The following is a 22,863-nucleotide window of genomic DNA, read 5'->3' as shown; positions in this document are numbered from 1 at the left end:
TGCTTCCCGGGGCGCGCGGGGGCCGCCCGCGATTACGCGATCGGGTAGGGCCAGGGATTGAATCGGCAGGTCTTGCCATCCGCCTTGACGTAGTCGGGGTCGAACTTGGCGGCGTCGTCGTTGGATGTGGAGAACGTCTGCTGCATCATCACCGGCGCCAGGCCACCTTGCTTGTCGCAGGGCTCGTGACGCACGTACCCGATGGCGTGGCCGACCTCGTGATTGATCACGTACTGCCGGTAGGAGCCGACGTCGCCTTCGAACGGGACGGCTCCGCGCACCCAGCGCGCCTCGTTGATGAAAACCCGCGCCTGCCGCTCCGGCCCGTATACCGGGTTGTAGCACGACGTCTCCAGCCGGAATTCGTAGCCGCATCCCTCGCGCACGGTCACCGGAGACACCAGCGAAATCCGGAAGTCGGGCTTCACCCCGTTGCCGCCGTCGATCCGGACAAACGCGAATTGCGGGTTGTGCGTCCAGCCCTTGGGATTGGCCAGCGTCTGGTCGACCATTTCGGCGAATGCCATGTCGCCGCCGAACATCGAGGGGTCGATGCCGTTTTCGACCTCGACGGTGTACTTGAACACCTTGGCGGTGCCCTGGCCGAGCTGCGGCGTGGTGCCGGGCACCACGTGCCAGGTCTTCTCGCCCGCCTCGGAGAAGGGGCCGCCGTCGGGTAGCGTCCCGGCCGGCAGGTCGGCGTCGAACGTGGCCAAGCCGCGCGGCGGGGCGTCGATGATCGCGGTGCCCACCGCGCCGATGTCCGGCGGCCCCTGAATGGGCTGACTCGCCGTCGGCTTCGGAGCGCCCGTGCCGGTGACCGTCTGGTAGATGACCACCGCGGTGAGCGCCACCAGGACGGGCAGCGCGTATGCCCGCCAGCCGTACGTCGATACGAACCGTCCCAACCATGTTTGTTTGCGCCACTGGCGCTGCCGCCCACGATCGGCGCGAGCCCGCCCTCCCCGCCCGATCGGATCGCGCCCAATCGGATCCCGCTGGGCCCGCAGTGGTTCTCGCCACTCGTCGCGCAGCACGGGAACCTGGCCGGTGCCGCGCCCGGGCTGCTGGGACGTCATTGCCCCAGAATGGCACAGCCGGCACGGAGGTTGTCCCTGGCGCGCCCGAATGCCGCGCCGATGACGGCCGTCGGGACGCCACGGGTAGTAATGTCTGTGCGACGAGCCGCGCGCGGCTGACCCGGGGCATCCGAGGAGTCAGTTGCCACCCAATAGATTTGCCACCAACGAGATGCCACCAACTAGATGAGGACTCGATGAGCGAACTCGCCAAGGCGGCGGCACGACGTGCCGTCAAACCGGGCGCCCCTCGGCCGGGAGACGGCATGGCGACCCCGAACCGGCGCGGCAACAGGCTGCCCCGCGATGAGCGTCGTGGGCAATTGCTCGTCGTGGCCAGCGACGTCTTTGTCAACCGTGGCTACCATGCGGCCGGCATGGACGAGATCGCCGAACGGGCCGGAGTCAGCAAACCCGTTCTGTACCAACATTTTTCAAGCAAGCTGGAGCTCTACCTGGCCGTGCTTCATCGGCACGTCGACAACCTGGTGTCGGGCGTGCAGCAGGCGCTGAGCACCACCACCGACAACCGGCGGCGGCTGCATTCGGCGGTGCAGGCGTTCTTCGACTTCATCGAGCACGACAGCCAGGGCTACCGGCTGATTTTCGAGAACGACTACGTCACCGAACCCGAGGTCGCCGCGCAGGTGCGGGTCGCCACCGAGTCGTGCATCGACGCGGTGTTCGCGCTGATCAGCGAGGACTCGGGACTCGATCCGCACCGCGCCCGGATGATCGCGGTGGGACTGGTCGGGATCAGCGTGGACTGCGCCAGATACTGGCTGGACTCGGATCGTCCGATCTCCAAGTCGGACGCCGTGGAGGGCACCGTTCAGTTCGCGTGGGGCGGGCTGTCACACGTGCCGCTCACTCGCTCTTAGCGGCCTTCCCAACGATTTTGGCGGCAGACTCCGCCCCGATTCCGAAGCCGACGCGGCGAGCGTCGGCCGCGCCGATCTCGACGTAGGCGATCTTGTCGGTCTGAACCAGGAAGCGACGGCCTTTGTCGTCGCTCAGGCTGACCAGGCCCGCACCCTCGCGCAGCGCGGCAGCGACGACATCTTCGACTTCACCGGGTGTCTGCGCGCTGGAGAAGACCAGCTCGCGCGGACTGTCCGAGATACCGATTTTGACCTCCACAGTGGCCCCTTCCATGAGCGGTTCCAGTAGCAGCTTGCGGTAGCGGTGAAGTCGCAGGCGTGTCAGCAGCAGGCTAGTGGATGCGCCAAGCGCACGGCGCGCCCCGGGGTTCGCGGTCAGCGAAACGTCGGTCGCGGAGAGGTAACGATTGGCTACCAGCTGGGTTCACACCCGGGTTCGACGGCGGATCCGTGTTTTCACATGGCTAACTTCGGCACCATGGGTACCACACTGCCCCCTATCGACAGGGTTCGCGCCCGCCCGGGCCGCGACGGCTACGACCTGGACTACGACGACTACGACCGCGACTACGACCGCCACTACGACCGCGACTACGACTTTGACCGTGACGGCGACGGCGACACCGAGGAGCTGTACCGGGCCGGGTCCGAGGGCGACTACAGCTGGACGGGCTGGCCGGCCGATTTTCGTGTGCGCCCGGTCACGGCCATCCTCGCCGCCGTGGTCGCGCTCGGGGCGATCGCGACCGCCGTCGTCCTCAACAGCGGCGACAGCGCATCGACGAAGGCGACTGTGGGACCCGCCCCGCAGACGCTGACCTCCGCGCCGCGGACCACGAGCCCGCCCAGCGCGGCGCCGAGCCAATCGCCGCTCCCGCAGGAGACGGTCACCACCGTGACGACGCCCCGCGCGGCTCCGACGCAGCCGCCGACCACCGCGCCGACCCTGGCGCCTACGGCCGCGCCCCCCGCCACGGCCGCGCCGCCACCGATCGCGGTGAACCCACGCACCGTCCTCTACACCGTGACCGGGACGAAGCAGCTGCTGGACCTGGTGAACATCGTCTACACCGACGCCCAGGGCTACCCGCAGACCGAGTTCAACGTGTCGCTGCCCTGGTCCAAGGTCGTTGTGCTGAATCCGGGTGTGCAGACCGAGTCGGTCGTCGCGACCAGCATTTACGGTCGGCTGAATTGCTCGATCGTCAACGCCGAGGGTCAAGCGGTGGCGGTGTCGGCCAACAACTCGATCATGGCGACCTGCACCCGCTAAGGGTCAGCTCAGGCCGAGCTCGTGCATCCGCCGGTCGTGGGTTTGCTGTAGCCGGTCGAAGAACGCGCCGAGCTGGCTCAGGCCGCCGGTACCGGAGACCACCAGGTCGACCAGCTCGTCGTGATCGGCCAGCAGGTATTGCGCCTGCGTGATGGCCTCGCCGAACAGGCGACGCGCCCACAGCGCAAGGCGGCTGCGCTGCTTGCTGCTGCCGGTCACGGCCGCGCGCACCTCGGCGACGACGAACTGGGAATGCCCGGTCTCCGACAGGGCCTCCCGCACCACGTCGGCGACTTCGTCGGGCAGCACGTCGGCGATTTCCAGGTAGAGGTCGGCGGCCAAAGCGTCGCCGACGTACGTCTTCACCAGGGCTTCCAGCCAGGTGCTCGGCGTGGTCAGCCGGTGGTAGTTCTCCAACGTCGACGCGTACCTCGACATCGCCGACACCACGTCGACGCCCCGCTTTTCCAGGGCGTCGCGCAGCAGTTCGTAGTGCTGCATCTCGGCGGCGGCCATGCTCGCCATCGAGATGCGTCCCCGCAGGTCAGGAGCCATGCGGGCCTCGTCCGTCAGGCGGTAGAACGCGGCGATCTCGCCGTAGGCGAGCACCGCGAACAGTTCGTTGACGCCTGGGTGGTCCGCGGTGAGGCGTGGGGTAGGCGAATCGTCCACCTGGTCGGCGGAGGAGGGCCCGGGAAGGGGCGGGGACATGGGCAACACTCTAGTCGCCGGACCTGGCGGAAGATGGGTGCCGGCTGTTGACCAGCTATCATGCTTGGAGGTGGTGGCGGTATTTCTTCTGCCGTTGCCACCGGCGAAATGTGCGTGCACAGCTGGCCCGCCCAAAACGAATGCAGGGGCCCGCACTCGGCGACGTGGAGTCGGAGTTCGTGCGCGCGTGACCGCGACAGAAACCGACCAACCGAAGACGTCACCGAAAGGCACATCACCCGCGTATGACCGCACTCACAAGCGCAACTGAACTGACCCCCCAAAATACGTTTGCCAAGCTCGGCGTCCGCGACGAAGTCGTGCGCGCGCTTGCCGAAGAAGGCATCGAAAGTCCTTTTGCCATCCAAGAATTGACCCTGCCGCTTGCCCTGGCCGGCGACGACGTGATCGGCCAGGCCCGCACCGGCATGGGCAAGACCTTCGCGTTCGGCGTGCCGCTGCTGCAGCGGATCACCGCCGGCGGCTCGAACACTCAAGCCCGACCGCTCAACGGCGCGCCTCGCGCGCTGGTCGTCGTGCCGACCCGCGAACTCTGCCTGCAGGTCACCGGGGACCTGGCCACGGCGGCCAAGTACCTGACCGCCGAGGGCGCCCGCCCGCTGTCCGTGGTGTCGATCTACGGGGGCCGGGCCTACGAGCCGCAGATCGAGGCGCTGCGCACCGGCGCCGACGTCGTGGTGGGCACCCCGGGCCGGCTGCTCGACCTCTGCCAGCAGGGTCACCTGCAGCTCGGTGGGCTCTCTGTGCTGGTGCTCGACGAGGCCGACGAGATGCTCGATCTGGGCTTCCTGCCGGACATCGAGCGCATTCTGCGCCAGATTCCCGCCGACCGGCAATCGATGCTGTTCTCGGCGACCATGCCGGACCCGATCATCACGCTGGCCCGCACGTTCATGAACCAGCCCACCCACATCCGCGCCGAGGCCCCGCACTCGGCCGCCACCCACGACACCACCGAACAGTTCGTCTACCGCGCCCACGCGCTGGACAAGGTGGAGCTGGTCAGCCGGGTGCTGCAGGCGAATGACCGTGGCGCCACCATGATCTTCACCCGCACCAAGCGCACCGCGCAGAAGGTGGCCGACGAGCTGGCCGAACGCGGCTTCAAGGTCGGCGCGGTGCACGGCGACCTCGGACAGATAGCGCGCGAGAAGGCGCTCAAGGCATTCCGCACCGGCGACATCGACGTGCTGGTCGCAACCGACGTGGCCGCCCGCGGCATCGACATCGACGACGTCACGCACGTCATCAACTACCAGATCCCCGAGGACGAACAGGCATACGTGCACCGGATCGGCCGCACCGGCCGCGCCGGCAAGGCCGGCGTCGCGGTCACCCTGGTGGACTGGGACGAGCTGCCCCGCTGGTCGATGATCAACAAGGCGCTGGGCCTGGACACCCCCGACCCGGCCGAGACCTACTCCAACTCACCGCATCTGTACGCCGAGCTGGGCATCCCGGCCGAGGCCGGCGGCAAGGTCGGCGCACCGCGTAGGTCGCCGGTCAAGCGCCGCGACACCAAGAGCTCGAGCCAGGGCTCGAGTCAGGGCTCGGGCCAAAGTTCCGGCCAGGGTGCGGGCCAGAAGTCCAACCGCTCCGGTGCGAGGCGACGTCGCACCCGCGGCGGGCAGCCCGTCTCCGGCCACCCGGCCGGCAACGGAACCACCAGCGATGGCGATGGCGGAGTCGCCGCAGAGAAACAGGGCTCCAACGGCAGCGGCACCAACCGGCGCCGCCGGCGCCGGCGCAAGCCCGCCGAAACCACCGCCGCATCCGCGCTCGCCAACTGAGCCCACGCCGCGGCATGGTCAGACCCGAACGCCGGACCAAGGGCGACATCATGGCCGCCACGGCGATCGCGATCGTCGTCGCCGCCACCGCCGCACTGATCTGGTGGACCAGCGACGCGCGGGCCGCCATCAGCCGGCCGGCCGCCGTCGGCGCGCCCAACCCGGCCCCGGCCCGCGAAGTGCCCGCAGCCCTGCGTCAGCTGTGGACGGCGACGAGCGTCGCCACCACGGCACCCATCGTGGTCGGCGGAACGGTCACCACCGCCGACAGACGCCGGCTCGACGGGCGCGACGCCGGCACCGGGCAGTCACGCTGGAGCTATGAGCGCGACACCGATCTCTGCGGGGTGACGTGGCTCTACCGCTACGCCGTCGCGGTCTACCGGGACGACCGCGGTTGCGGTCAGGTCAGCACGCTGGACGGATCAACGGGTCGCCGCGGGCCCGCCCGCAGCGGTAATGCCGACCCGCGGGTCCGCCTCTCCTCCGACGGCACGACGGTGTTGTCGGCGGGCGATACCCGGCTGGAACTCTGGCGCTCGGACATGGTCCGGATGCTGGCCTACGGCGAGACCGATGCCCGGGTGAAACCGTCGGCGCGGGGCCTGCACTCCGGATGCAAGCTGGTCTCGGCGGCCGCCAGCTCGTCGGCGGTCTCGGTGTTCGAAAGCTGCGTCAATCAGGCGGATCTGCGGCTGGTCCTGCTGCGCCCGGCCAAGGAAGACGACGAACCCCAACAACACGTCGTCTCGGAACCCGGGATCACCGCGGATTCGGGCGCCCGCGTGCTGGCCGTCCGGGAGAACAACACCGCGGTGTATCTGCCCGGCGGGTCCGGCTCGCAACCCAGGGTCGACGTGATCGATGACACGGGCACCACCGTGTCGAGCACCCTGCTGCCCAAGCCTCCGTCGAGCTCGGCATTGGTGTCCCAAGCGGGGGTGTCCCAGACGGGCAACGTGGTGACCTGGTGGACCGGCGATTCCGTCATGGTCTTCGACGCGAGCAGTCTGACCCCGCGCTATACCATTGCCGCCGGCGAGACGACGGCGCCGCTGGGGCCGGGCGTGATGATGGCGGGCAAGCTGCTGGTGCCGGTCACCGGCGCGATCGGTGTGTACAACCCGGTCAACGGCTCCAGCGAGCGCTACATCCCAGTCGATCGGGCCGCCAGCCCGGCGCAGCCGGGAACGCCCGTCGTCCCGGCCGTGTCCGGTTCCCGGGTTTTCGAGCAGCGCGGCAACACCGTGGTGGCGCTGGGCTGATCCCGCGGCCGCGCGCCGCTAAATCTCTACGGCGAACGTGGCCAGCGGTTTGCCGGACTTCCAGTGCTTCATCAGCGCCTTCGCCAGCTCCTTGTAGGCGGTCGCGCCCTTGTTCTTGCGCCCGGCGATCACCGACGAGCCGGATGCGCTGGCCTCGGCGAAGCGCACCGTGCGCGGGATCGGCGGGGCGAGCACCGGCAGGTCGTACCGGTCGGCCACATCGACCAGCACGTCGCGGGTGTGCGTGGTGCGGGAGTCGTACAGTGTCGGCAGCGCGCCCAGCATCCGCAGATTCGGGTTGGTGATCTGCTGGACGTCGGCGACGGTCCGCAGGAATTGGCCGACGCCGCGGTGGGCCAGCGTCTCGCACTGCAACGGCACGATGACCTCGTCCGCGGCCGTCAGCCCGTTGAGGGTGAGCACACCCAGCGACGGCGGGCAGTCGATGATCACCACGTCGAAGTCGTCGGAAACCTTGGCCAGTGCCCGTTTGAGCGCATACTCGCGGCCCGCCCGCATCAGCAGCATCGCCTCGGCACCGGCCAGGTCAATGTTGGCCGGTAGCAGCGTCATTCCCTCCATCGTCGTGACCAGCGCGGCGTTGGGTTCGACCTCACCGAGCAGCACCTCGTGCACCGACACCGGTAGTTTGTCGGGGTCGTGGCCCAGCGAGAAGGTCAAGCAACCCTGCGGGTCCAGATCGACAAGCAGCACCCGCCGGCCGCTGTCCACCATCGCCGCACCCAGCGAGGCCACCGTCGTGGTTTTCGCCACCCCGCCCTTCTGGTTGGCCACCGCCAGTACCCGGGTCTTAGTCATACGCGCCATCCTGGCACGTTCGGGGCCGGCTGCTAAGGGCTTCGTCTTTTGGGGGCCCAAAAGTCTCGGGCAGAATCGGTCGGCATGGGCTTGCACAATCATCGTCTGGTGCTGCTGCGCCACGGCGAGACCGAGTGGTCGAAATCGGGCCAGCACACCGGCCGCACCGAGGTCGAGCTGACCGATGCCGGCCGCACGCAGGCCAAGCTGGCCGGGCGGGCGCTGGGCGAACTGAAACTCGTTGACCCGCTGGTGATCAGCAGTCCGCGGCAACGCTCCCTGGCGACCGCCGAATTGGCCGGGCTCACCATCGACGAGGTCTCACCACTGCTCGCCGAGTGGGACTACGGGTCGTATGAGGGCCTGACCACGGCGCAGATCCAGGAGTCGGTGCCCGACTGGCTGGTGTGGACGCACGGCTGCCCCGGCGGCGAGAGCGTCGCGCAGGTCAGCGAGCGCGCCGACCGGGCCGTCGCGATGGCGTTGGAGCACATGGAGTCGCGCGACGTGTTGTTCGTGAGCCATGGCCACTTCTCCCGCGCGGTGATCACGCGGTGGGTCGAGCTGCCGCTCGTCGAAGGCCGCCGCTTCGGGATGATCACCGCGTCCATCGCCGTCTGCGGCTTCGAGCACGGGGTGCGACAACTCTGTGCGCTCGGGTTGACCGGTCAGTGACCGCAGCCGAACCGCCGTTCGCGCTGTGCGGGCCGCGCGGGACTCTGGTCGCCGACGGGGTGCGGACGCGCTACAGCGACGTGCGGGCGGCGCAAGCGGCACTGCGAACGGGGTCGGCTCCAATCGTGTTGGGCGCGTTGCCTTTCGACATCGACGCACCCGCCGCGCTGCTGGTTCCGAACACCGTGCTGCGCACCGACGGCCCGCCCGACTGGCCGACGGGCCCGCTGCCCCCGGTGCGGGTCGCCGCCGCCATTCCGCCGCCCGCCGACTACCGCGACCGGATAGGCCGCGCCCGGGACCGGCTCACCGCCCCGGGCAGCCCGCTGCACAAGGTGGTGCTCGCTCGCGCCCTGCGGCTGGTCGCCGATGCTCCGCTGGACGCGCGCGTCGTGCTGGGCCGGCTGGTCGCCGCCGACCCGACCGCCTACGGCTATCTCGCCGATCTGACCGCGGCCGGCGGCTCCGGGCGCGATGGCTACGCGGGCGCGGCGCTGGTGGGCGCCAGCCCTGAACTCCTGGTCGCACGCGTCGGTGATCGCGTCGAATGCCGGCCGTTCGCCGGCTCGGCGCCCCGCGCCCGCGACGCGGACCTCGACGCCGCCAACGGCGCCGCCCTGGCGGACTCGGCCAAGAACCGTCACGAGCATCAGCTGGTCATCGACACGATGCGGGCCGCCCTGGAGCCGCTGTGCGACGACCTGACGATCGCTTCCGAGCCGCAATTGAGCCGCACGGCCGCGGTCTGGCACCTGTGCACACCGATCAGCGGTCGGTTGCGCGACAAGTCAACTACCGCAATCGATCTGGCGTTGGCGCTGCATCCCACCCCCGCGGTCGGCGGGGTGCCGACCAAGGCCGCCTCCGCGCTCATCGCCGAACTGGAAGGGGACCGTGGCTTCTACGCGGGAGCCGTGGGCTGGTGCGACGCCGACGGCGACGGGCGTTGGGTGGTGTCCCTGCGCTGCGCGCAGCTATCGGCGGACCGCCGCACGGCCGTCGCGCACGCCGGTGGAGGCATCGTCGCCGAATCGGACCCCGATGACGAAGTCGACGAGACGACAACGAAATTCGCCACGATACTGCGCGCGCTGGGAGTCGACCAATGAGCGTAATTGTCCGCCGCGCGGCACGACAAGACTGCGCCGATATTGCCGAAATGATCCACGGGCTGGCCGAATTCGAACGCGCTGCCGAGCAATGCACAGTGACCGAAACGCACGTCTCCACAGCGCTTTTCGGTAGTCCGCCGACGGTGCACGGTCACGTCGCGGAAGTCGAGGGCCAGATCGCCGCGATGGCGCTGTGGTTTCTCAGCTTCTCCACGTGGGACGGCGTGGCGGGAATCTACCTCGAGGACCTGTTCGTCCGCCCGCGGTTTCGCCGCCGCGGCCTGGCCCGCGCGCTGTTGAGGGCGCTGGCGGGCGAATGCATCGACAACGGCTACACGCGATTGTCGTGGGCCGTGCTGAACTGGAACGCCAATGCCATTGCGCTGTATGACCAAATCGGCGCGCAACCGCAGCGCGAGTGGACCACCTATCGGCTGTCCGGTCCGCCGTTGGCCGAGCTGGCCGGACCGCGCTGATCGCCGCCGGCGGCCCAGCGCACGGCCGGCGGAGTGAAGAGCAGGATCACCGCGGAAAGTGCCAGGGCGCCGACGGGAATCCCGAACGCCGGCTGATGCGAGCCCACCGCCACATACCAGGAAATCGGCAGCAGGAGCAGCTGGGTGAACACCGCCGGCCCGCGGCCCCAACGCTTGCCGATCACCAGCGCCCGCCCCGCGGCGAGCACCACGGCACCCGCCAGGACGAACCAGACCGCGGTGCCCAGGCCGTTGACCACGCGCTGGTCGGCACCGGCGATCCCGCGCACCACCAACACCGCGGCCACCGCCAGCGCGGCCACACCCTGCACCGCGACGATCCATCCCGCGACACGCACCATGGTTGGGGCGGGGGCTGGAGCCGGCGAATTCACAGCGTCAGCGTAGAGCCCGCCCGGCCCCGCGAGCGGCCGGTTCCCCCACAGCGGGGTCTTAACCGCCCCGCATAAGCTCGTGCATCATGCGCGCCGTGCTGATCGTGAACCCAACAGCCACTTCCACCACCCCGGCCGCTCGCGATCTGCTGGCGCACGCGCTGAAAAGCCGCCTTCAGCTCACCGTCGAGCACACCAGCCACCGCGGTCACGGCGGCGAAATCGCGCAGGCTGCGGCGGCGGACGGGGTTGACCTGGTCGTCGTGCACGGCGGCGACGGCACGGTCAGCGGGGTGGTCAACGGTCTGCTCGGCGCCCCCGGCTCGCCGCGGGCCGAGCACCTGCCCGCGCTCGCGGTGGTGCCCGGCGGCTCGGCGAACGTGCTGGCCCGATCGCTGGGCATCGCCCAGGACCCCGTCGCCGCCACCAACCAGCTCATTCAGCTGCTCGATGACTACCGCCGGCACCAGACTTGGCGCCGCATCGGGTTGATCGACTGCGGTGAGCGGTGGGCGCTGGTCAACGCCGGGATGGGCGTCGACGCGGAGGTGGTGGCCGCGGTGGAGGCCCAGCGCGACAAGGGCGTCAAGGTCAACGCGCTGCGCTATTGGCGGGTGGCGATTCCCGTCACGCTCGCGTTCAGGCGCCGCGACCCTGTGCTGACGCTGGAGCTGCCCGACCGTGATCCGGTCCCGGGCGTGCACTTCGTGTGGGTGTCCAACACCAGTCCGTGGACCTACAGCAACAACCGGCCGCTGGTGACCAACCCCCGCTGCACCTTCGAGTCGGGCCTCGGCGTCTTCGCGCTCGACGGCATGAAGGTGCTGCCGACGCTGAACGTGCTGCGCCAGATCCTCTCGAAGGGCCCCAAGCCGAATGTGAAACAAGTGGTGCGCGACGACGACGCGGCCTGGGTCCGAGTGACCTCGACCGCCGGGCCGATTCCCAGCCAGTTCGACGGCGATTATCTCGGCCTGCGCGAAACCATGACGTTCCGGTCGGTCCCCGACCTGCTCGCCGTCGCCGCGCCGCCCGCGAAAAACGTACCTGACCTGCGATAACGCAACATCGATCGGGCCCGTGGAAATTGCGCCGGGCGACGGCGGCCGCTCAGTCTAGTACAACGGAGTGAGGCCATGGGTACGAGATCGCCAAAGTGAGATAGCCCACGAGCTAACGCACGCTATTGACATCTTCTGTGCCTGTGAAACGATCGAAAGGTTGCATGCAGAAAATTCGTAAGGTACGGAAACCTTTTCTTGTGCACGCTTAACAGCCGAAGAAAATGCCCGTGCGCCTTGCTGCGCACTCAGTGAGGAGTAACAACGTATGGATTGGCGCCACAAGGCGGTCTGTCGCGACGAGGACCCGGAGCTGTTCTTCCCGGTGGGGAACAGCGGTCCGGCGCTCGCGCAGATCGCTGACGCGAAACTGGTCTGCAATCGGTGCTCGGTGACCACAGAGTGTCTCGCCTGGGCTCTGAACACCGGCCAGGACTCGGGCGTCTGGGGCGGAATGAGCGAAGACGAGCGGCGCGCGCTGAAGCGCCGCAACGCCCGGACGAAGGCCCGCAGCGGAGTCTGACCCAGTTTCTCCACTTACAGTGCGGCCCTGACGATCGTCGGGGCCGCACTGTTGCGTGGGCACTAGAGCAGTAACCGGGTCCGGCGGCCGATGGGCACCCGTAACACCACATCCGTGCCGCGCTCAGAGGCTTCACTCATGCCCAGCGTGCCGTCCAGCTCCGCCGACACCAGGGTCCGCACGATCTGCAGGCCCAGGCTGTCGGACTTCTCCAGGTTGAATCCCTCGGGCAGCCCCCGCCCGTCGTCGTGCACCACGACGTCGAGCCAGCGCGCGGAACGCTCTGCGCGAATCGTCACGGATCCCTCCGCGGCCGCGGGATCAAACGCGTGCTCGATCGCGTTCTGCACGAGCTCGGTAATCACCATGATCAGCGCCGTCGCGCGATCGGAGTCCAGCACGCCCAGGTCGCCGACCCGGTTGATCCGGATCGGCCGGTCCACTGACGCGACGTCGTTCATGATCGGCAGGATCCGGTCGATGACTTCGTCGAGGTTCACCTGCTCGTCGACCGACATCGACAACGCGTCGTGCACCAACGCGATCGACGACACCCGGCGCACCGACTCGATCAGGGCTTCCCGGCCCTCGGCGTTGACCGTGCGGCGGGCCTGCAGGCGCAGCAGCGCCGCCACCGTCTGCAGGTTGTTCTTCACACGATGATGGATCTCCCGGATCGTGGCGTCCTTGGAAATCAGGGCCCGGTCGCGGCGCTTCACCTCGGTGACATCGCGGATCAGCACCGCGGCACCGGCGCTCGAGCCGTGCACCACCAGCGGCAGCGTGCGCAGCAGCACCGTCGCGCCGCCCGCGTCGACCTCCATCCGCATGCTCTTCCCGCCGGCCAGCAGGTCCTGCACGTGCTCGGCCATCTCCTGCGCCTCGAACGAATCGGAGATCAGCGGCCGCGTGATTTCGATGAGGTTGTGGCCCTCCAACTCGGTCGTCAGGCCCATCCGGTGGTAGGCCGACAGCGCGTTGGGGCTGGCGTAGGCGACCACACCGTTGACGTCGAGACGGATGAAGCCGTCGCCCGCCCTCGGGGTCGAGCGCGACATGGCCACGTCCCCCACGTCGGGAAAGGTGCCCTCGGCAAGCATGTGAACGAGGTCCTCGGCGCAGTCCCGGTAGGCCGTCTCCAACTGACCCGACGTGCGATCGGCGGCCACCGCGGTTTGATGCCGGGTCAGCACGGCAACCACCTGCTCGCCGTAGCGCACCGGGGACGCCGCAACGTGCGGACCGGGCAGCGGCCACGAATGCTCTTGCCCCACAACACTTTCCCTGCCGATCGCGCCCGAACTGAAGGTTTCGGCGACGAGCGGCAGCTGGTCGGCGGGTACGACGCTACCCACCGCGTCGGTCTGCAGAACCGTCGGCGCGGTATTCGGCCGGCATTGCGCCACGCACACCAGCACGCCGTCGTCGCGGACCCACATCAGGTAATCGGCGAACGACAGGTCCGCCAGCAGCTGCCACTCCCCGACCACCGCGTGCAGGTGATCCACCGCATTGCCGGGCAGCATCGTGTGCTCGGCAAGCAGATCACCGAGAGTGGACATCGGCCAAGCTTTTTCCGGGGCCTAGCTGATGACGGCGATGAGGTCGCCCGCCTGAATGACATCGCCGACCGAGACGCTTACCTTGCTCACGGTGCCGTCGATCTCGGCCAGGACCGGGATCTCCATCTTCATCGATTCCAGCAGCACCACCGTGTCGCCCTTGCCGATCTGGTCACCCTCTTTGACAACGACTTCGAGCACGCTGGCCACGATCTCGGCGCGAACATCCTCGGCCATCTTCACCCCACTCGTATCGGCCATTTGTTTCGGCCACTGCTTTCGGCCACTGCGCATGCTGGCTGCTGGTCCTGTATATCGAACCACAAGACCGGCCCAGACCGCGGCGCGCGGGCCGTCGACGCGGCGCGCCGCGTCCCGTGAGAGACTGGGCGGCAACGTGCGGGCGCCCGGCGCCCGGCATCCCAGCAATCCCGGAGGTTCGAAACGATGGCCAAGCGTGGCCGCAAGAAGCGCGATCGTAAGTACAGCAAAGCCAACCACGGCAAACGGCCCAACTCGTAGCCGCCGGCGGTAGTTCGGGCGCTACTCCAGGCCCCGGATGATCGTCGTCCGGCGGATCTCCAGCCGGAGGCGCTCCTTTAGTGCCTCGGGGGCCCTCTCACCCTTGCACTTGGTGGCGATCAGTGCCTTGATCCGCTCCTCGAGGCCGTAATGCTTGAAGCATCCGGGGCAGGCCTCCAGATGCTGGCGCAGCCGCTCCTTGGCCTCGGGCGTGCATTCACCGTCAAGCAGGGTCCATACCTCTGCGATCACTTCCGCGCACCCGATGCTGCCGTGGGAATCGTCGTCGGGGCACGAGTCAACGGGGCCGGAAAACTCGCTCATGACGACACCTCCTCGTGCGCCTGTGGGCCGCGGTTGAACCCTCGCTCCTTGGCCACGTCGGCCAACAATCCGCGCAGCTGACGTCTACCGCGGTGCAGCCGAGACATTACCGTCCCAATCGGCGTGTCCATGATCTCGGCGATCTCTTTGTAGGGGAAGCCCTCGACGTCGGCGTAGTAGACGGCCATCCGGAACTCTTCCGGCAACGCCTGCAACGCCTCTTTGATCTCGGTGTCCGGCAGCGTCTCGAGGGCTTCGACCTCGGCCGAGCGCAACCCCGTGGAGGAATGCTCGGCATTGGCCGCCAACTGCCAGTCGGTGATCGCCTCGGTCGGATACTCGGCGGGCTGGCGCTGCTTCTTGCGGTAGCTGTTGATGTAGGTGTTGGTCAGGATCCGGTACAGCCACGCCTTGAGGTTGGTACCGGCCCGGAAGGAGCGAAATCCCGCGTAGGCCTTCACCATGGTCTCTTGCAGCAGATCCTCGGCGTCGGCGGGGTTGCGGGTCATGCGCAGGGCGCCGCCGTAGAGCTGGTCGATCAGCGGAATCGCGTCGCGCTCGAAACGCGCCGTCAGTTCCTCGTCGGTCTCTTCGGGGGTCGCGAGGCCGCCATCCTCTCGGCCATCTTGGGGGTCGGCCATATCGGTCAACACGGTCCCTTCTGCTGCGGTGTCGCCGGGCAGCGTCGAAAGCTCCACCGGACTCGCAGGAACGCGAGTCAACAGGCTCGTCGCCGTTGACACCAGACTGCTCCTCCCAATCTAAAGGCTGCTTCCGACACCGCCCGCCCGGGCCTGCCCCAGGCGCATCAGTAACCTGCTGGTTTAACAGCGTTGGCCGGCGCGCTATTTCCTGCCCTTTCCGTCCCCTGGATCCAGTGGTCCCCCACCAGGGCCGGTTGCGGCGGGACGTTAGTGTGACGCCATGTCCCACGCGAAGCCCCTCCAGGGCAAGACCATGTTCATCTCCGGCGCGAGCCGCGGCATCGGCCTCGCGATCGCCAAGCGCGCCGCGCAAGACGGCGCGAACGTCGCCCTGATCGCCAAGACCGCCGACCCGCACCCGAAGCTGCCGGGCACGGTCTACACCGCGGCCAAGGAGCTGGAAGAGGCGGGCGGACAGGCGCTGCCGATCGTCGGAGATGTCCGCGACCCCGAGTCCGTGGAGTCTGCCGTTGCCAAGACCGTCGAGCAATTCGGCGGCATCGACATCTGCGTGAACAACGCCTCGGCGATCAACCTCGGGTCCATCACCGAGGTGCCGATGAAGCGGTTCGACCTGATGAACGGGATCCAGGTGCGCGGCACGTACGCGGTGTCGCAGGCGTGCATTCCGCATTTGAAAGGCCGCGAAAACCCGCACATTCTGACGCTGTCGCCGCCGGTGCTGCTCGGCAAGGAATGGCTGAAGCCGACGGCGTACATGATGGCCAAGTTCGGCATGACGCTGTGCGCGCTCGGGATGGCCGAGGAACTGCGCGACGACGGCATCGCGTCGAACACATTGTGGCCGCGCACTTTGGTGGCCACCGCCGCTGTGCAGAACCTGCTCGGCGGCGAAGAGGCGATGGGCCGGGCCCGCAAGCCCGAGGTGTATTCGGACGCGGCCTACGTCATCCTCACCAAGCCGGCACGCGAATACACCGGCAACACGCTGCTGTGCGAGGACGTGCTGGTCGAGTCCGGCGTCACCGACTTGTCGGTGTACAACTGCGTGCCGGGCGCGCAACTCGGCGTCGACTTCTGGGTCGACGGCGTCAACCCGCCGGGATACACCGGACCCTAGCGTGGCGGGCGCTGCCACGCCGGCGCTCGCGGCTTAAGGATCGCGAGCGTAACGCCACGGTCAAAAGTGGCCCGATTTTTCGCAGCAGCGTTACGCTCGCGCGCCTCACCCTCTCTGCACACGTGGTGAATAATGGCCCTTGCGTGGAGTGTAGTCAGTTGACTACACTCCACGTTAACGCTGGTCCATGCAACACCACAGGAGGACTCGATGGAACCGAAGCGATCAATGAAGAAGACAGGCGCGACGATTGCCGCCGCCGGTGCGCTGGCCGTCGCGGGGCTGTTGACCGCCGGCGTGGGCGTCGCCAACGCCGACACGATTCAGACCGAGGGCAACTATCCGACTCGGGCGGCGTGTCAGGACGCCGGCCCGGGCGTGAAGGCGACGACGCCGGGCAACTGGAACAACTTCTGGTGCGTCCCGGATCGGGTGACTCCCGGCAGCTGGCGCCTGGTGCTCAGCAACTGAACCGGCTCACCATCCCGGCTTACGCCGTTCGATACGAGTAGAAGCCCTCGCCGGTCTTGATGCCGAGCTTGCCGGCATCGATGTAGGCCTGCAACAACTCGCGCACGTGCTTCGGTAGGTGCGGAAACTCTTGCGCGTAGTGGTTTTCGATGTCGAGCACGACATCCAGGCCGACCAGGTCCATCATCTGAAACGGCCCGGCCGGCACGCCCCAGTTGACTCTGAACATGCCGTCGACGTCTTCGGGACGGGCCACGCCCTCGGCGACGACGGCCAGCGACTCCCGCTTGATGGCCGCCCAGATGCGGTTGAATATGAACCCGGTGCATTCCTTGCGCGCCTCGAACGGATGCACGCCGAACTCGGGCAGGACGGTCAGCAGGGTGTCGAGCAGGCCGCGGTCGGTCTCGCCGTCGGACATGAGGTCGACCGCGTTGACCTGAGGCGGCATGTAGAAGTGCATGTTGCACAAACGTGTCTTGTCGCGCACGTTTTCGGCCATCAGCCGCGACGGGTAGGACGACGAATTCGTCGCGAAGATCGTGTCCACCGGTGCCGCCTGGTCGATCTGGCCCCACAGCGGGATCTTGATTTCGAGCTTCTCCGGTGCGGACTCGACGGCAAGCCAAGCGTCGTCCAACGCTTCGCCCAGCGATGTCGTGGGAGTTGCGACGCCGACCTCGCCAAAGCCTCGCTCGGACACCAGCTGCGGTAGCGACTCGGCAACATACTGCGTCGCTTCGGCTAGCTGTTCGGCCCGCCGAGCATGGATTCGCACGGTTCCGCCGCGGCTGGCGAACATCAGCGCGATGCGGCGGCCCAGCGTGCCCGCCCCGATCACCGCGACGGGGCGGTTCCGGATGTCGTCGAACGTATATGTATACGAGCCAGTCACACACGCATACTAAGTCGCGCGCATAAAACTTCATGGCACTAAATCACTTGCGCCACTTTAGTTTCAGCAGTCCCTGGGTGGCGTTTTTGTCGGTGGGCTCGGATAGTTTCGCGCTATGAGTTCGGGCGGGATTGTCGATCGTGACGCGATCACGGCTGCATTCGACGCGGTAGACGCCGCGCTCGACGGTGTGGCGGGGCTGGAATTCGACGCGCTGACCACCCCGGAGTGCCTGGGACTGTTGGAGCGCAGTGAACGCTGGCGGCGACGGTTACCGGCCCCGGAGCACAAATTGATCAATCACGTTGCCCGCCAATCGACTCCAGACGAGTTGGGCGGCAAGCTGTCGCACGCGATCGCCGAGCGAACGCTGATCAGCAAGGCCGAAGCAGCCCGGCGGATTAACGAGGCCGCCGATCTGGGGCCGCGCCGTGGCCTGACGGGTGAACCGCTGGAGCCGGTGTTGGCCAATACTGCCGCCGCGCAACGCGGGGCCGAGCTGGGGGCCGGGCAGGTGGCGGTGATCCGCCGCTTTTTCCACCAACTGCCCGGCTGGATCGACCACGCCACCCGCGAGCAAGTCGAAGCCAAGCTGGCCGAGCAGGGCACCCAGTTTCGGCCCGAACAACTCGCCGCACTGGCCGACACATTGGCCGACTGCCTCAACCCCGACGGCACCTACACCGACGACGACCGCGCCCGGCGCCGCGGCTTGACCCTGGGCCACCAACAAGCCGACGGCATGTCGCAGCTGCGCGCGTGGCTGACCCCCGAGCTGCGAGCCACCCTCGAGGCCGTGCTGGCCAAGCTCGCCGCGCCCGGCATGTGCAACCCCGACGATCAGACCCCATGCGTGGACGGCGCACCCATGCAAGAAGCCATCGACAACGACCCCCGCTCGGCTGCCCAGCGCAACCACGATGGGCTCAACGCCGCGCTGCGGGCACTACTGGCGTCGGGCAAGCTCGGTCAGCACAACGGACTACCGGCGTCCATCATCGTCACCACCACCCTGGCCGAACTGGAAGCCGCCGCCGGACGCGCACTGACCGGCGGGGGCACCATCTTGCCCATGAGCGACGTGATCCGCCTGGCCCGCCACGCCCGCCACTACCTCGCCATCTTCGACAAGGGCAAAACCCTGGCGCTCTATCACACCAAACGCCTGGCCTCCCCCGCACTAGGAATCGTGTTGTACGCCAAGGATCGTGGCTGCACCGCGCCCGGTTGCACCGTGCCCGGCTACTACAGCGAGGTCCACCACGTGGTCGGCTACGCCACCTGTGGCTGCACCGATGTCGACAACCTCACCTTCGGCTGCCCCACCCAACACCACATCGTCCAACCCGGCGGCTGGAGCACCCGCAAAAACGCCAAGGGCGAAACCGAATGGATCCCACCCCCACACCTCGACCGGGGCCAACCCCGCACCAACAGCTACTGGCACCCCGAAAAACTCCTGCACAACGGGGACGTCGACGACCACGACGCCGATGACCACGCCGCCGACGATGACGACGCGGCATAGCGCGCCGCTATAGCAGAATCGGCTGCCCAGTTTCCGGATCGGCCGGCGCGAGCAGCTCCGGACCGTTGTTCCGAACGTTGTTGACCAGTGTGGACACCTCACGTAGTTCGATGTCGCCGGCATCCGGCGGCCGAGTGAGGAATTCGGGGTCAAGGGCGGCATCGGGATTCAGCCAGGCGTCCCAATCGGCTGGGGCGAGCATCAACGGCATCCGGTCGTGGATCTCGGCGAGCTCGCCGACGGCGTCGGTGGTGATGATCGTGCAACTCAGCAGCGGCGCAGCGTCTTTCGCGGGTTTCCACACCGCCCACAGGCCCGCAGCGAACAGCGGCTCCCCGTCGCTGCGGTACATGTAGAACGGCGTCTTGCTCGACTTCTTTCCGCCCGGAGTATCAGCGTTCACGCGCCACTCGTAATAGCCGTCCATCGGCACCAGGCAGCGCTTGCCCTTGGCCGAACCGCGAAACGCGGGCGAGGTGGTGACCTTGTCGGCCCGGGCGTTGATCAGCAGCGGGCCCTTGTTCTCTGGCGCGCCGTCGGGACCGGCCTTGACCCATGGCGGGATCAACCCCCACCGCATGAGCCGGACGCGCCGGGTCGGTTCGTCGTCGGGCTCGCTGTGGCGGGTGACGACCGTGGCGATCGTTGAGGTGGGCGCCACGTTGTAGTTGGGCCTGCCAACATCGGACGTCTTTGCATCGGGCGTCTTTGCATCGGGCGCCGCGCCCGTGGCCTCGTCGATCGCCTTGATCTTCTCGGCCAGCTTGGCCGGATCCGTCGTGACCGCAAACCGTCCGCACATACCACCCATGGTGGCAGAACGCGGTCACAAGCGATGATGTACCAGTGACGACCTGGACGGCCCCCGAGGCGAAGGCGCCGGTGCACGCGACCGTGACGGTGCCCGGCTCGAAGTCACAGACCAACCGGGCGCTGCTGCTGGCGGGGCTCGCGGCCGCACAGGACCAAGGCTCGTCGACCATCGGGGGCGCCCTGCGCAGCCGCGATACCGACCTGATGATCGGGGCGCTGCGGACCCTTGGTTTGTCCGTCGAGGGGGCCGGTTCCGAACTGACCGTCGGCGGCCACATCGCCCCGGGCCCGGAAGCCCGGGTGGACTGCGGCCTGGCGGGCACGGTCCTGCGGTTCGTTCCGCCGTTGGCTGCGCTGGCCGACTCGCCGGTGGATTTCGACGGCGACGAGCAAGCCCGGGTCCGGCCTATCGCGCCCCTGCTGGACGCGCTCCGCGGTCTGGGCGTGCGGATCGACGGCACCGGCCTGCCCTTCCGGGTGCAGGGCACCGGATCGGTCGCCGGCGGCACCGTCGCGATCGACGCCTCGGCGTCATCGCAGTTCGTGTCGGGCCTGCTGTTGTGCGCCGCGTCGTTCACCGACGGCCTGACCGTCCAGCACACCGGGTCGGCGCTGCCCTCGGCGCCACACATCGCGATGACCGTGCAGATGCTGCGGCAGGCCGGCGTCGACGTCGACGACTCGGTCACGAACCGCTGGCGGGTGCGCGCCGGCGCGGTCGCGGCCCGGCACTGGGACGTCGAACCCGACCTGACGAACGCCGTCGCGTTCCTGGCCGCCGCCGTGGTCAGCGGCGGAACGGTGCGCATCACCGGCTGGCCCGCGCACAGCGTGCAACCCGCCGACGACCTCCTAGACGTCTTCGCGAAGCTGAATGCCGTTGTCACCCAAACTGATTCATACCTAGAGGTGCGGGGCTCCTCGGGTTACGACGGGTTGGACGTCGACCTGCGGGCCGTGGGCGAGCTGACACCATCGGTGGCCGCACTGGCGGCGCTGGCGAACCCGGGCTCGGTGTCACGCCTCTCCGGCATCGCCCATTTGCGCGGGCACGAGACGGATCGGCTCGCCGCGCTGAGCGCCGAGATCAACCGCCTCGGCGGCAACTGCGCCGAAACCCCCGACGGTCTGGTGATCACCGCGACGCCGCTGCGGGCCGGCACCTGGCGTGCCTACGCCGATCACCGCATGGCGATGGCCGGCGCGATCATCGGGTTGCGGGTCGCCGGAGTTCAGGTGGACGACATCGGCGCCACGACAAAGACATTGCCGGAGTTCCCGCGGCTGTGGGCGCGCATGCTCGAGGGTTCCAGCGGTTGAGGCCCGGCGACTACGACGAGTCCGACGTCAAAGTCCGGTCCGGCCGGGGATCGCGACCCCGGACCAAGACTCGTCCACGGCACGCCGATGCAGAGGCCGCGATGGTGGTCAGCGTCGATCGCGGCCGCTGGGGATGTGTGCTGGGCGGCAGCCCCGAACGCCGGGTGACCGCCATGCGGGCCCGCGAGCTGGGTCGCACGCCGATCGTCGTCGGCGACGACGTCGATTTGGTCGGCGACCTGTCCGGGCGGCCGGACACCCTGGCCCGCATCGTGCGCCGCGGCGAGCGGCGAACGGTGTTGCGGCGCACCGCCGATGACACCGATCCCACCGAGCGAGTGGTGGTCGCCAACGCGGACCAACTGCTGATCGTGGTGGCGATGGCGGACCCGCCGCCACGCACCGGTCTGGTCGACCGGACGCTGATCGCCGCCTACGCCGGCGGGCTGGCGCCGATTCTGTGCCTGACCAAGACCGACCTGGCGCCGCCGGAGCCGTTCGAGCGGCAGTTCGTGGACCTGGACCTGACGGTGGTCGCCGCGGGCCGCGACGATCCCCTGCTGGCGGTCGCGGACCTGCTCGCCGGCAAGATCACGGTGCTGCTCGGGCATTCCGGGGTGGGCAAGTCGACGCTGGTGAATCGCCTTGTGCCCGAGGCGGATCGGGCCGTCGGCGAGGTCACCGATATCGGCAGGGGGCGGCACACCTCGACGCAGTCGGTGGCGCTGCCTTTAGAGGGCTCCGGCTGGGTGATCGACACGCCGGGGATCCGTTCGTTCGGGTTGGCCCACATCCAGCCCGACGACGTGCTGCTCGCCTTCTCGGATCTGGCGGAGGCGATTGCCGACTGCCCGCGTGGCTGTGGTCACCTGGGGCCGCCGGCCGATCCCGAATGCGCGCTGGACAGCCTGTCCGGTCCTGCCGTTCGCCGTGTCGCGGCGGCCCGGCGGCTGCTGGTGGTGCTCAACCAGACCTAGCCAGTTGACCTAGCCAGTAGACCTAGCCAACCGCATGCCGAGCTCCTCGGGCGCCACCGGATGTCCGGCGGCGCAACGGATTTCCACGCTTGCCTCTGCCCCGCAGCCCTGGTGAACCAGCCGCAGGCGGTTGCGTCCGGGGAGGTGGTGCCTACCCCACTCGAACATCGCCCAGATCACCGGCATGAAATCGATTCCCGCCTCGGTGAGCACGTACTCGTCGCGGCCGCGCTGTCCCGGCTCGCGGTAGGGTCGCCGCGTCAGCAGCCCGAGGTCGACCAGTTCGGCCAGCCGCGCCGAGGTGGCCGCCTTGGTGATGCCGACCCGGCGCGCGAAGTCGTCGAACCGGGTGGTGCCGTAGTACGCCTCGCGCATGATGAGCATCGCCGACTTGGTGCCGAGCACCGCCATCGTCTTCTCGATGGAGCACTCTCCCACCGGCGACCATTTGTCGCGGTCGGCCAGCACCCCCTGCAGGAATGTCATGCAAATCACCTCTCGCTCTGGGTTGCTTTTACTATACCCAGATGCTTACCTAGGTACAGCTAGCAATACCTAGCTTCGGACTCCAGATTCTGGACTCAA

Annotated in this window: 27 protein-coding genes; 15 read left to right on the top strand and 12 right to left on the bottom strand. The window is 68.2% G+C overall.

Annotated features, from left to right (window positions below; all coding sequences use genetic code 11):
- Window positions 1-32: 32 nt before the first annotated feature.
- Complete coding sequence (locus A5747_RS15710) at window positions 33-1,079, bottom strand: DUF3152 domain-containing protein (protein ID WP_076125762.1); 1,047 nt, start codon at window positions 1,077-1,079, stop codon at window positions 33-35.
- Window positions 1,080-1,276: 197 nt separating this feature from the next.
- Here A5747_RS15710 and A5747_RS15705 point away from each other — a divergent pair, with 197 nt between their 5' ends.
- Window positions 1,277-1,960 carry a TetR/AcrR family transcriptional regulator gene (locus A5747_RS15705; RefSeq protein WP_076125761.1) on the top strand — a complete coding sequence of 228 codons (684 nt, stop codon included), beginning with the start codon at window positions 1,277-1,279 and terminating at the stop codon, window positions 1,958-1,960.
- Here A5747_RS15705 and A5747_RS15700 read toward each other — a convergent pair.
- Complete coding sequence (locus A5747_RS15700; protein ID WP_170874559.1) at window positions 1,947-2,234, bottom strand: DUF3107 domain-containing protein; 288 nt, start codon at window positions 2,232-2,234, stop codon at window positions 1,947-1,949. The genes A5747_RS15705 and A5747_RS15700 overlap by 14 nt on opposite strands.
- A 204-nt stretch (window positions 2,235-2,438) precedes the next feature.
- Here A5747_RS15700 and A5747_RS15695 point away from each other — a divergent pair, with 204 nt between their 5' ends.
- On the top strand, window positions 2,439-3,233 hold the full coding sequence (locus tag A5747_RS15695; protein WP_233148060.1) for an MmpS family transport accessory protein: 795 nt from the start codon (window positions 2,439-2,441) through the stop codon (window positions 3,231-3,233).
- 3 nt (window positions 3,234-3,236) lie between these two features.
- Here A5747_RS15695 and A5747_RS15690 read toward each other — a convergent pair whose 3' ends face one another.
- The gene (locus tag A5747_RS15690; protein ID WP_076125758.1) at window positions 3,237-3,944 is read right to left on the bottom strand and encodes a ferritin-like fold-containing protein; all 708 of its coding nucleotides are present in this window, start codon (window positions 3,942-3,944) and stop codon (window positions 3,237-3,239) included.
- A gap of 245 nt (window positions 3,945-4,189) precedes the next feature.
- On the opposite strand from A5747_RS15690, the gene A5747_RS15685 reads away from it, so the two are divergent.
- Window positions 4,190-5,755 (top strand): DEAD/DEAH box helicase, encoded by a 1,566-nt coding sequence (locus A5747_RS15685; RefSeq protein ID WP_076125757.1) that lies wholly within the window; start codon window positions 4,190-4,192, stop codon window positions 5,753-5,755.
- 14 nt (window positions 5,756-5,769) lie between these two features.
- A complete protein-coding gene (locus A5747_RS15680) occupies window positions 5,770-7,020 on the top strand; it encodes a hypothetical protein (protein WP_076125755.1) in 1,251 nt (416 codons plus the stop codon).
- Window positions 7,021-7,038: 18 nt separating this feature from the next.
- Here the strand turns inward: A5747_RS15680 and A5747_RS15675 are convergent, their stop codons facing one another.
- Window positions 7,039-7,839: a ParA family protein gene (locus tag A5747_RS15675; RefSeq protein ID WP_076125753.1), complete on the bottom strand. Its 801-nt coding sequence runs from the start codon at window positions 7,837-7,839 to the stop codon at window positions 7,039-7,041.
- A gap of 84 nt (window positions 7,840-7,923) precedes the next feature.
- On the opposite strand from A5747_RS15675, the gene A5747_RS15670 reads away from it, so the two are divergent.
- From A5747_RS15670 to A5747_RS15660, 3 genes are read left to right on the top strand one after another with little or no spacing between them, the layout of a single operon-like run.
- Complete coding sequence (locus A5747_RS15670) at window positions 7,924-8,514, top strand: acid phosphatase (protein WP_076125751.1); 591 nt, start codon at window positions 7,924-7,926, stop codon at window positions 8,512-8,514.
- A complete protein-coding gene (locus A5747_RS15665) occupies window positions 8,511-9,623 on the top strand; it encodes an isochorismate synthase MenF (protein WP_076125749.1) in 1,113 nt (370 codons plus the stop codon). Before A5747_RS15670 ends, A5747_RS15665 begins: the two co-directional genes overlap by 4 nt.
- On the top strand, window positions 9,620-10,102 hold the full coding sequence (locus tag A5747_RS15660; RefSeq protein ID WP_076125747.1) for a GNAT family N-acetyltransferase: 483 nt from the start codon (window positions 9,620-9,622) through the stop codon (window positions 10,100-10,102). The genes A5747_RS15665 and A5747_RS15660 overlap by 4 nt, the downstream gene beginning before the upstream one ends.
- Here the strand turns inward: A5747_RS15660 and A5747_RS15655 are convergent.
- Complete coding sequence (locus tag A5747_RS15655) at window positions 10,054-10,464, bottom strand: hypothetical protein (RefSeq protein WP_076125745.1); 411 nt, start codon at window positions 10,462-10,464, stop codon at window positions 10,054-10,056. The two genes, A5747_RS15660 and A5747_RS15655, sit on opposite strands and share 49 nt — an antisense overlap.
- 119 nt (window positions 10,465-10,583) lie before the next feature.
- Between A5747_RS15655 and A5747_RS15650 the strand changes: the two genes are divergently transcribed.
- Both A5747_RS15650 and whiB1 read left to right on the top strand, forming a co-directional pair.
- Window positions 10,584-11,558: a diacylglycerol kinase family protein gene (locus tag A5747_RS15650; RefSeq protein WP_076125743.1), complete on the top strand. Its 975-nt coding sequence runs from the start codon at window positions 10,584-10,586 to the stop codon at window positions 11,556-11,558.
- 268 nt (window positions 11,559-11,826) lie between these two features.
- Window positions 11,827-12,081: a transcriptional regulator WhiB1 gene (whiB1, locus tag A5747_RS15645; protein ID WP_068070345.1), complete on the top strand. Its 255-nt coding sequence runs from the start codon at window positions 11,827-11,829 to the stop codon at window positions 12,079-12,081.
- A 62-nt stretch (window positions 12,082-12,143) separates the two neighbouring features.
- Here the strand turns inward: whiB1 and A5747_RS15640 are convergent, their stop codons facing one another.
- Window positions 12,144-13,643 (bottom strand): sensor histidine kinase, encoded by a 1,500-nt coding sequence (locus A5747_RS15640; RefSeq protein ID WP_076125741.1) that lies wholly within the window; start codon window positions 13,641-13,643, stop codon window positions 12,144-12,146.
- 21 nt (window positions 13,644-13,664) lie between these two features.
- The gene (locus tag A5747_RS15635; RefSeq protein ID WP_076125798.1) at window positions 13,665-13,880 is read right to left on the bottom strand and encodes a biotin/lipoyl-binding carrier protein; all 216 of its coding nucleotides are present in this window, start codon (window positions 13,878-13,880) and stop codon (window positions 13,665-13,667) included.
- 210 nt (window positions 13,881-14,090) lie between these two features.
- On the opposite strand from A5747_RS15635, the gene A5747_RS25790 reads away from it, so the two are divergent.
- Window positions 14,091-14,165 (top strand): 50S ribosomal protein bL37, encoded by a 75-nt coding sequence (locus A5747_RS25790; protein ID WP_003416889.1) that lies wholly within the window; start codon window positions 14,091-14,093, stop codon window positions 14,163-14,165.
- A gap of 21 nt (window positions 14,166-14,186) precedes the next feature.
- Here A5747_RS25790 and rsrA read toward each other — a convergent pair whose 3' ends face one another.
- The gene (rsrA, locus tag A5747_RS15630) at window positions 14,187-14,489 is read right to left on the bottom strand and encodes a mycothiol system anti-sigma-R factor (protein ID WP_076125739.1); all 303 of its coding nucleotides are present in this window, start codon (window positions 14,487-14,489) and stop codon (window positions 14,187-14,189) included.
- A complete protein-coding gene (gene sigH / locus A5747_RS15625; RefSeq protein WP_175611160.1) occupies window positions 14,486-15,130 on the bottom strand; it encodes a sigma-70 family RNA polymerase sigma factor SigH in 645 nt (214 codons plus the stop codon). The genes rsrA and sigH overlap by 4 nt, the downstream gene beginning before the upstream one ends.
- 283 nt (window positions 15,131-15,413) lie before the next feature.
- Here sigH and A5747_RS15620 point away from each other — a divergent pair, with 283 nt between their 5' ends.
- Both A5747_RS15620 and A5747_RS15615 read left to right on the top strand, forming a co-directional pair.
- Window positions 15,414-16,274 (top strand): NAD(P)-dependent oxidoreductase, encoded by an 861-nt coding sequence (locus A5747_RS15620; RefSeq protein WP_076125735.1) that lies wholly within the window; start codon window positions 15,414-15,416, stop codon window positions 16,272-16,274.
- Window positions 16,275-16,484: 210 nt separating this feature from the next.
- The gene (locus tag A5747_RS15615; protein WP_233148059.1) at window positions 16,485-16,745 is read left to right on the top strand and encodes a hypothetical protein; all 261 of its coding nucleotides are present in this window, start codon (window positions 16,485-16,487) and stop codon (window positions 16,743-16,745) included.
- A gap of 19 nt (window positions 16,746-16,764) precedes the next feature.
- Here A5747_RS15615 and A5747_RS15610 read toward each other — a convergent pair whose 3' ends face one another.
- Window positions 16,765-17,640, bottom strand: a complete 876-nt coding sequence (locus A5747_RS15610; protein ID WP_076125731.1) for a 3-hydroxyacyl-CoA dehydrogenase family protein — start codon at window positions 17,638-17,640, stop codon at window positions 16,765-16,767.
- A 115-nt stretch (window positions 17,641-17,755) separates the two neighbouring features.
- Here A5747_RS15610 and A5747_RS15605 point away from each other — a divergent pair, with 115 nt between their 5' ends.
- The gene (locus A5747_RS15605) at window positions 17,756-19,168 is read left to right on the top strand and encodes an HNH endonuclease signature motif containing protein (protein ID WP_076125729.1); all 1,413 of its coding nucleotides are present in this window, start codon (window positions 17,756-17,758) and stop codon (window positions 19,166-19,168) included.
- A 7-nt stretch (window positions 19,169-19,175) separates the two neighbouring features.
- Here A5747_RS15605 and A5747_RS15600 read toward each other — a convergent pair whose 3' ends face one another.
- Complete coding sequence (locus A5747_RS15600) at window positions 19,176-19,970, bottom strand: SOS response-associated peptidase (RefSeq protein ID WP_076125727.1); 795 nt, start codon at window positions 19,968-19,970, stop codon at window positions 19,176-19,178.
- A 44-nt stretch (window positions 19,971-20,014) separates the two neighbouring features.
- On the opposite strand from A5747_RS15600, the gene aroA reads away from it, so the two are divergent.
- Both aroA and rsgA read left to right on the top strand, forming a co-directional pair.
- Window positions 20,015-21,301, top strand: a complete 1,287-nt coding sequence (gene aroA / locus A5747_RS15595) for a 3-phosphoshikimate 1-carboxyvinyltransferase (protein ID WP_076125725.1) — start codon at window positions 20,015-20,017, stop codon at window positions 21,299-21,301.
- Window positions 21,298-22,278: a ribosome small subunit-dependent GTPase A gene (gene rsgA, locus A5747_RS15590; RefSeq protein ID WP_076125796.1), complete on the top strand. Its 981-nt coding sequence runs from the start codon at window positions 21,298-21,300 to the stop codon at window positions 22,276-22,278. Before aroA ends, rsgA begins: the two co-directional genes overlap by 4 nt.
- A gap of 9 nt (window positions 22,279-22,287) precedes the next feature.
- Here rsgA and A5747_RS15585 read toward each other — a convergent pair whose 3' ends face one another.
- Window positions 22,288-22,764 carry a helix-turn-helix domain-containing protein gene (locus A5747_RS15585; protein WP_076125794.1) on the bottom strand — a complete coding sequence of 159 codons (477 nt, stop codon included), beginning with the start codon at window positions 22,762-22,764 and terminating at the stop codon, window positions 22,288-22,290.
- Window positions 22,765-22,863 lie beyond the last annotated feature (99 nt).

The sequence above is a fragment of the Mycobacterium sp. IS-836 genome (assembly GCF_001954275.1).
In the GTDB taxonomy this organism is placed as follows: Bacteria; Actinomycetota; Actinomycetes; order Mycobacteriales; family Mycobacteriaceae; genus Mycobacterium.
The sequence above is the reverse complement of the archived record's forward strand: the minus strand, read 5'-3'. Positions and strand labels throughout refer to the sequence as shown.

What these genes read in the sequence shown, in the direction of transcription:
- A5747_RS15585 (WP_076125794.1), bottom strand. Translation starts at nt 22,764, where the DNA reads ATGACATTCCTGCAGGGGGTGCTGGCCGACCGCGACAAATGGTCGCCG.
- A5747_RS15605 (WP_076125729.1), top strand. Translation starts at nt 17,756, where the DNA reads ATGAGTTCGGGCGGGATTGTCGATCGTGACGCGATCACGGCTGCATTC.
- A5747_RS15710 (WP_076125762.1), bottom strand. Translation starts at nt 1,079, where the DNA reads ATGACGTCCCAGCAGCCCGGGCGCGGCACCGGCCAGGTTCCCGTGCTG.
- A5747_RS15655 (WP_076125745.1), bottom strand. Translation starts at nt 10,464, where the DNA reads ATGGTGCGTGTCGCGGGATGGATCGTCGCGGTGCAGGGTGTGGCCGCG.
- A5747_RS15680 (WP_076125755.1), top strand. Translation starts at nt 5,770, where the DNA reads ATGGTCAGACCCGAACGCCGGACCAAGGGCGACATCATGGCCGCCACG.
- A5747_RS15685 (WP_076125757.1), top strand. Translation starts at nt 4,190, where the DNA reads ATGACCGCACTCACAAGCGCAACTGAACTGACCCCCCAAAATACGTTT.
- A5747_RS15600 (WP_076125727.1), bottom strand. Translation starts at nt 19,970, where the DNA reads ATGTGCGGACGGTTTGCGGTCACGACGGATCCGGCCAAGCTGGCCGAG.
- A5747_RS15650 (WP_076125743.1), top strand. Translation starts at nt 10,584, where the DNA reads ATGCGCGCCGTGCTGATCGTGAACCCAACAGCCACTTCCACCACCCCG.
- A5747_RS15635 (WP_076125798.1), bottom strand. Translation starts at nt 13,880, where the DNA reads ATGGCCGAGGATGTTCGCGCCGAGATCGTGGCCAGCGTGCTCGAAGTC.
- rsrA (WP_076125739.1), bottom strand. Translation starts at nt 14,489, where the DNA reads ATGAGCGAGTTTTCCGGCCCCGTTGACTCGTGCCCCGACGACGATTCC.
- A5747_RS15700 (WP_170874559.1), bottom strand. Translation starts at nt 2,234, where the DNA reads ATGGAAGGGGCCACTGTGGAGGTCAAAATCGGTATCTCGGACAGTCCG.
- whiB1 (WP_068070345.1), top strand. Translation starts at nt 11,827, where the DNA reads ATGGATTGGCGCCACAAGGCGGTCTGTCGCGACGAGGACCCGGAGCTG.
- A5747_RS15670 (WP_076125751.1), top strand. Translation starts at nt 7,924, where the DNA reads ATGGGCTTGCACAATCATCGTCTGGTGCTGCTGCGCCACGGCGAGACC.
- A5747_RS15660 (WP_076125747.1), top strand. Translation starts at nt 9,620, where the DNA reads ATGAGCGTAATTGTCCGCCGCGCGGCACGACAAGACTGCGCCGATATT.
- A5747_RS15695 (WP_233148060.1), top strand. Translation starts at nt 2,439, where the DNA reads ATGGGTACCACACTGCCCCCTATCGACAGGGTTCGCGCCCGCCCGGGC.
- A5747_RS15705 (WP_076125761.1), top strand. Translation starts at nt 1,277, where the DNA reads ATGAGCGAACTCGCCAAGGCGGCGGCACGACGTGCCGTCAAACCGGGC.
- A5747_RS15640 (WP_076125741.1), bottom strand. Translation starts at nt 13,643, where the DNA reads ATGTCCACTCTCGGTGATCTGCTTGCCGAGCACACGATGCTGCCCGGC.
- sigH (WP_175611160.1), bottom strand. Translation starts at nt 15,130, where the DNA reads ATGGCCGACCCCCAAGATGGCCGAGAGGATGGCGGCCTCGCGACCCCC.
- A5747_RS15690 (WP_076125758.1), bottom strand. Translation starts at nt 3,944, where the DNA reads ATGTCCCCGCCCCTTCCCGGGCCCTCCTCCGCCGACCAGGTGGACGAT.
- A5747_RS15615 (WP_233148059.1), top strand. Translation starts at nt 16,485, where the DNA reads ATGGAACCGAAGCGATCAATGAAGAAGACAGGCGCGACGATTGCCGCC.
- A5747_RS15620 (WP_076125735.1), top strand. Translation starts at nt 15,414, where the DNA reads ATGTCCCACGCGAAGCCCCTCCAGGGCAAGACCATGTTCATCTCCGGC.
- A5747_RS15675 (WP_076125753.1), bottom strand. Translation starts at nt 7,839, where the DNA reads ATGACTAAGACCCGGGTACTGGCGGTGGCCAACCAGAAGGGCGGGGTG.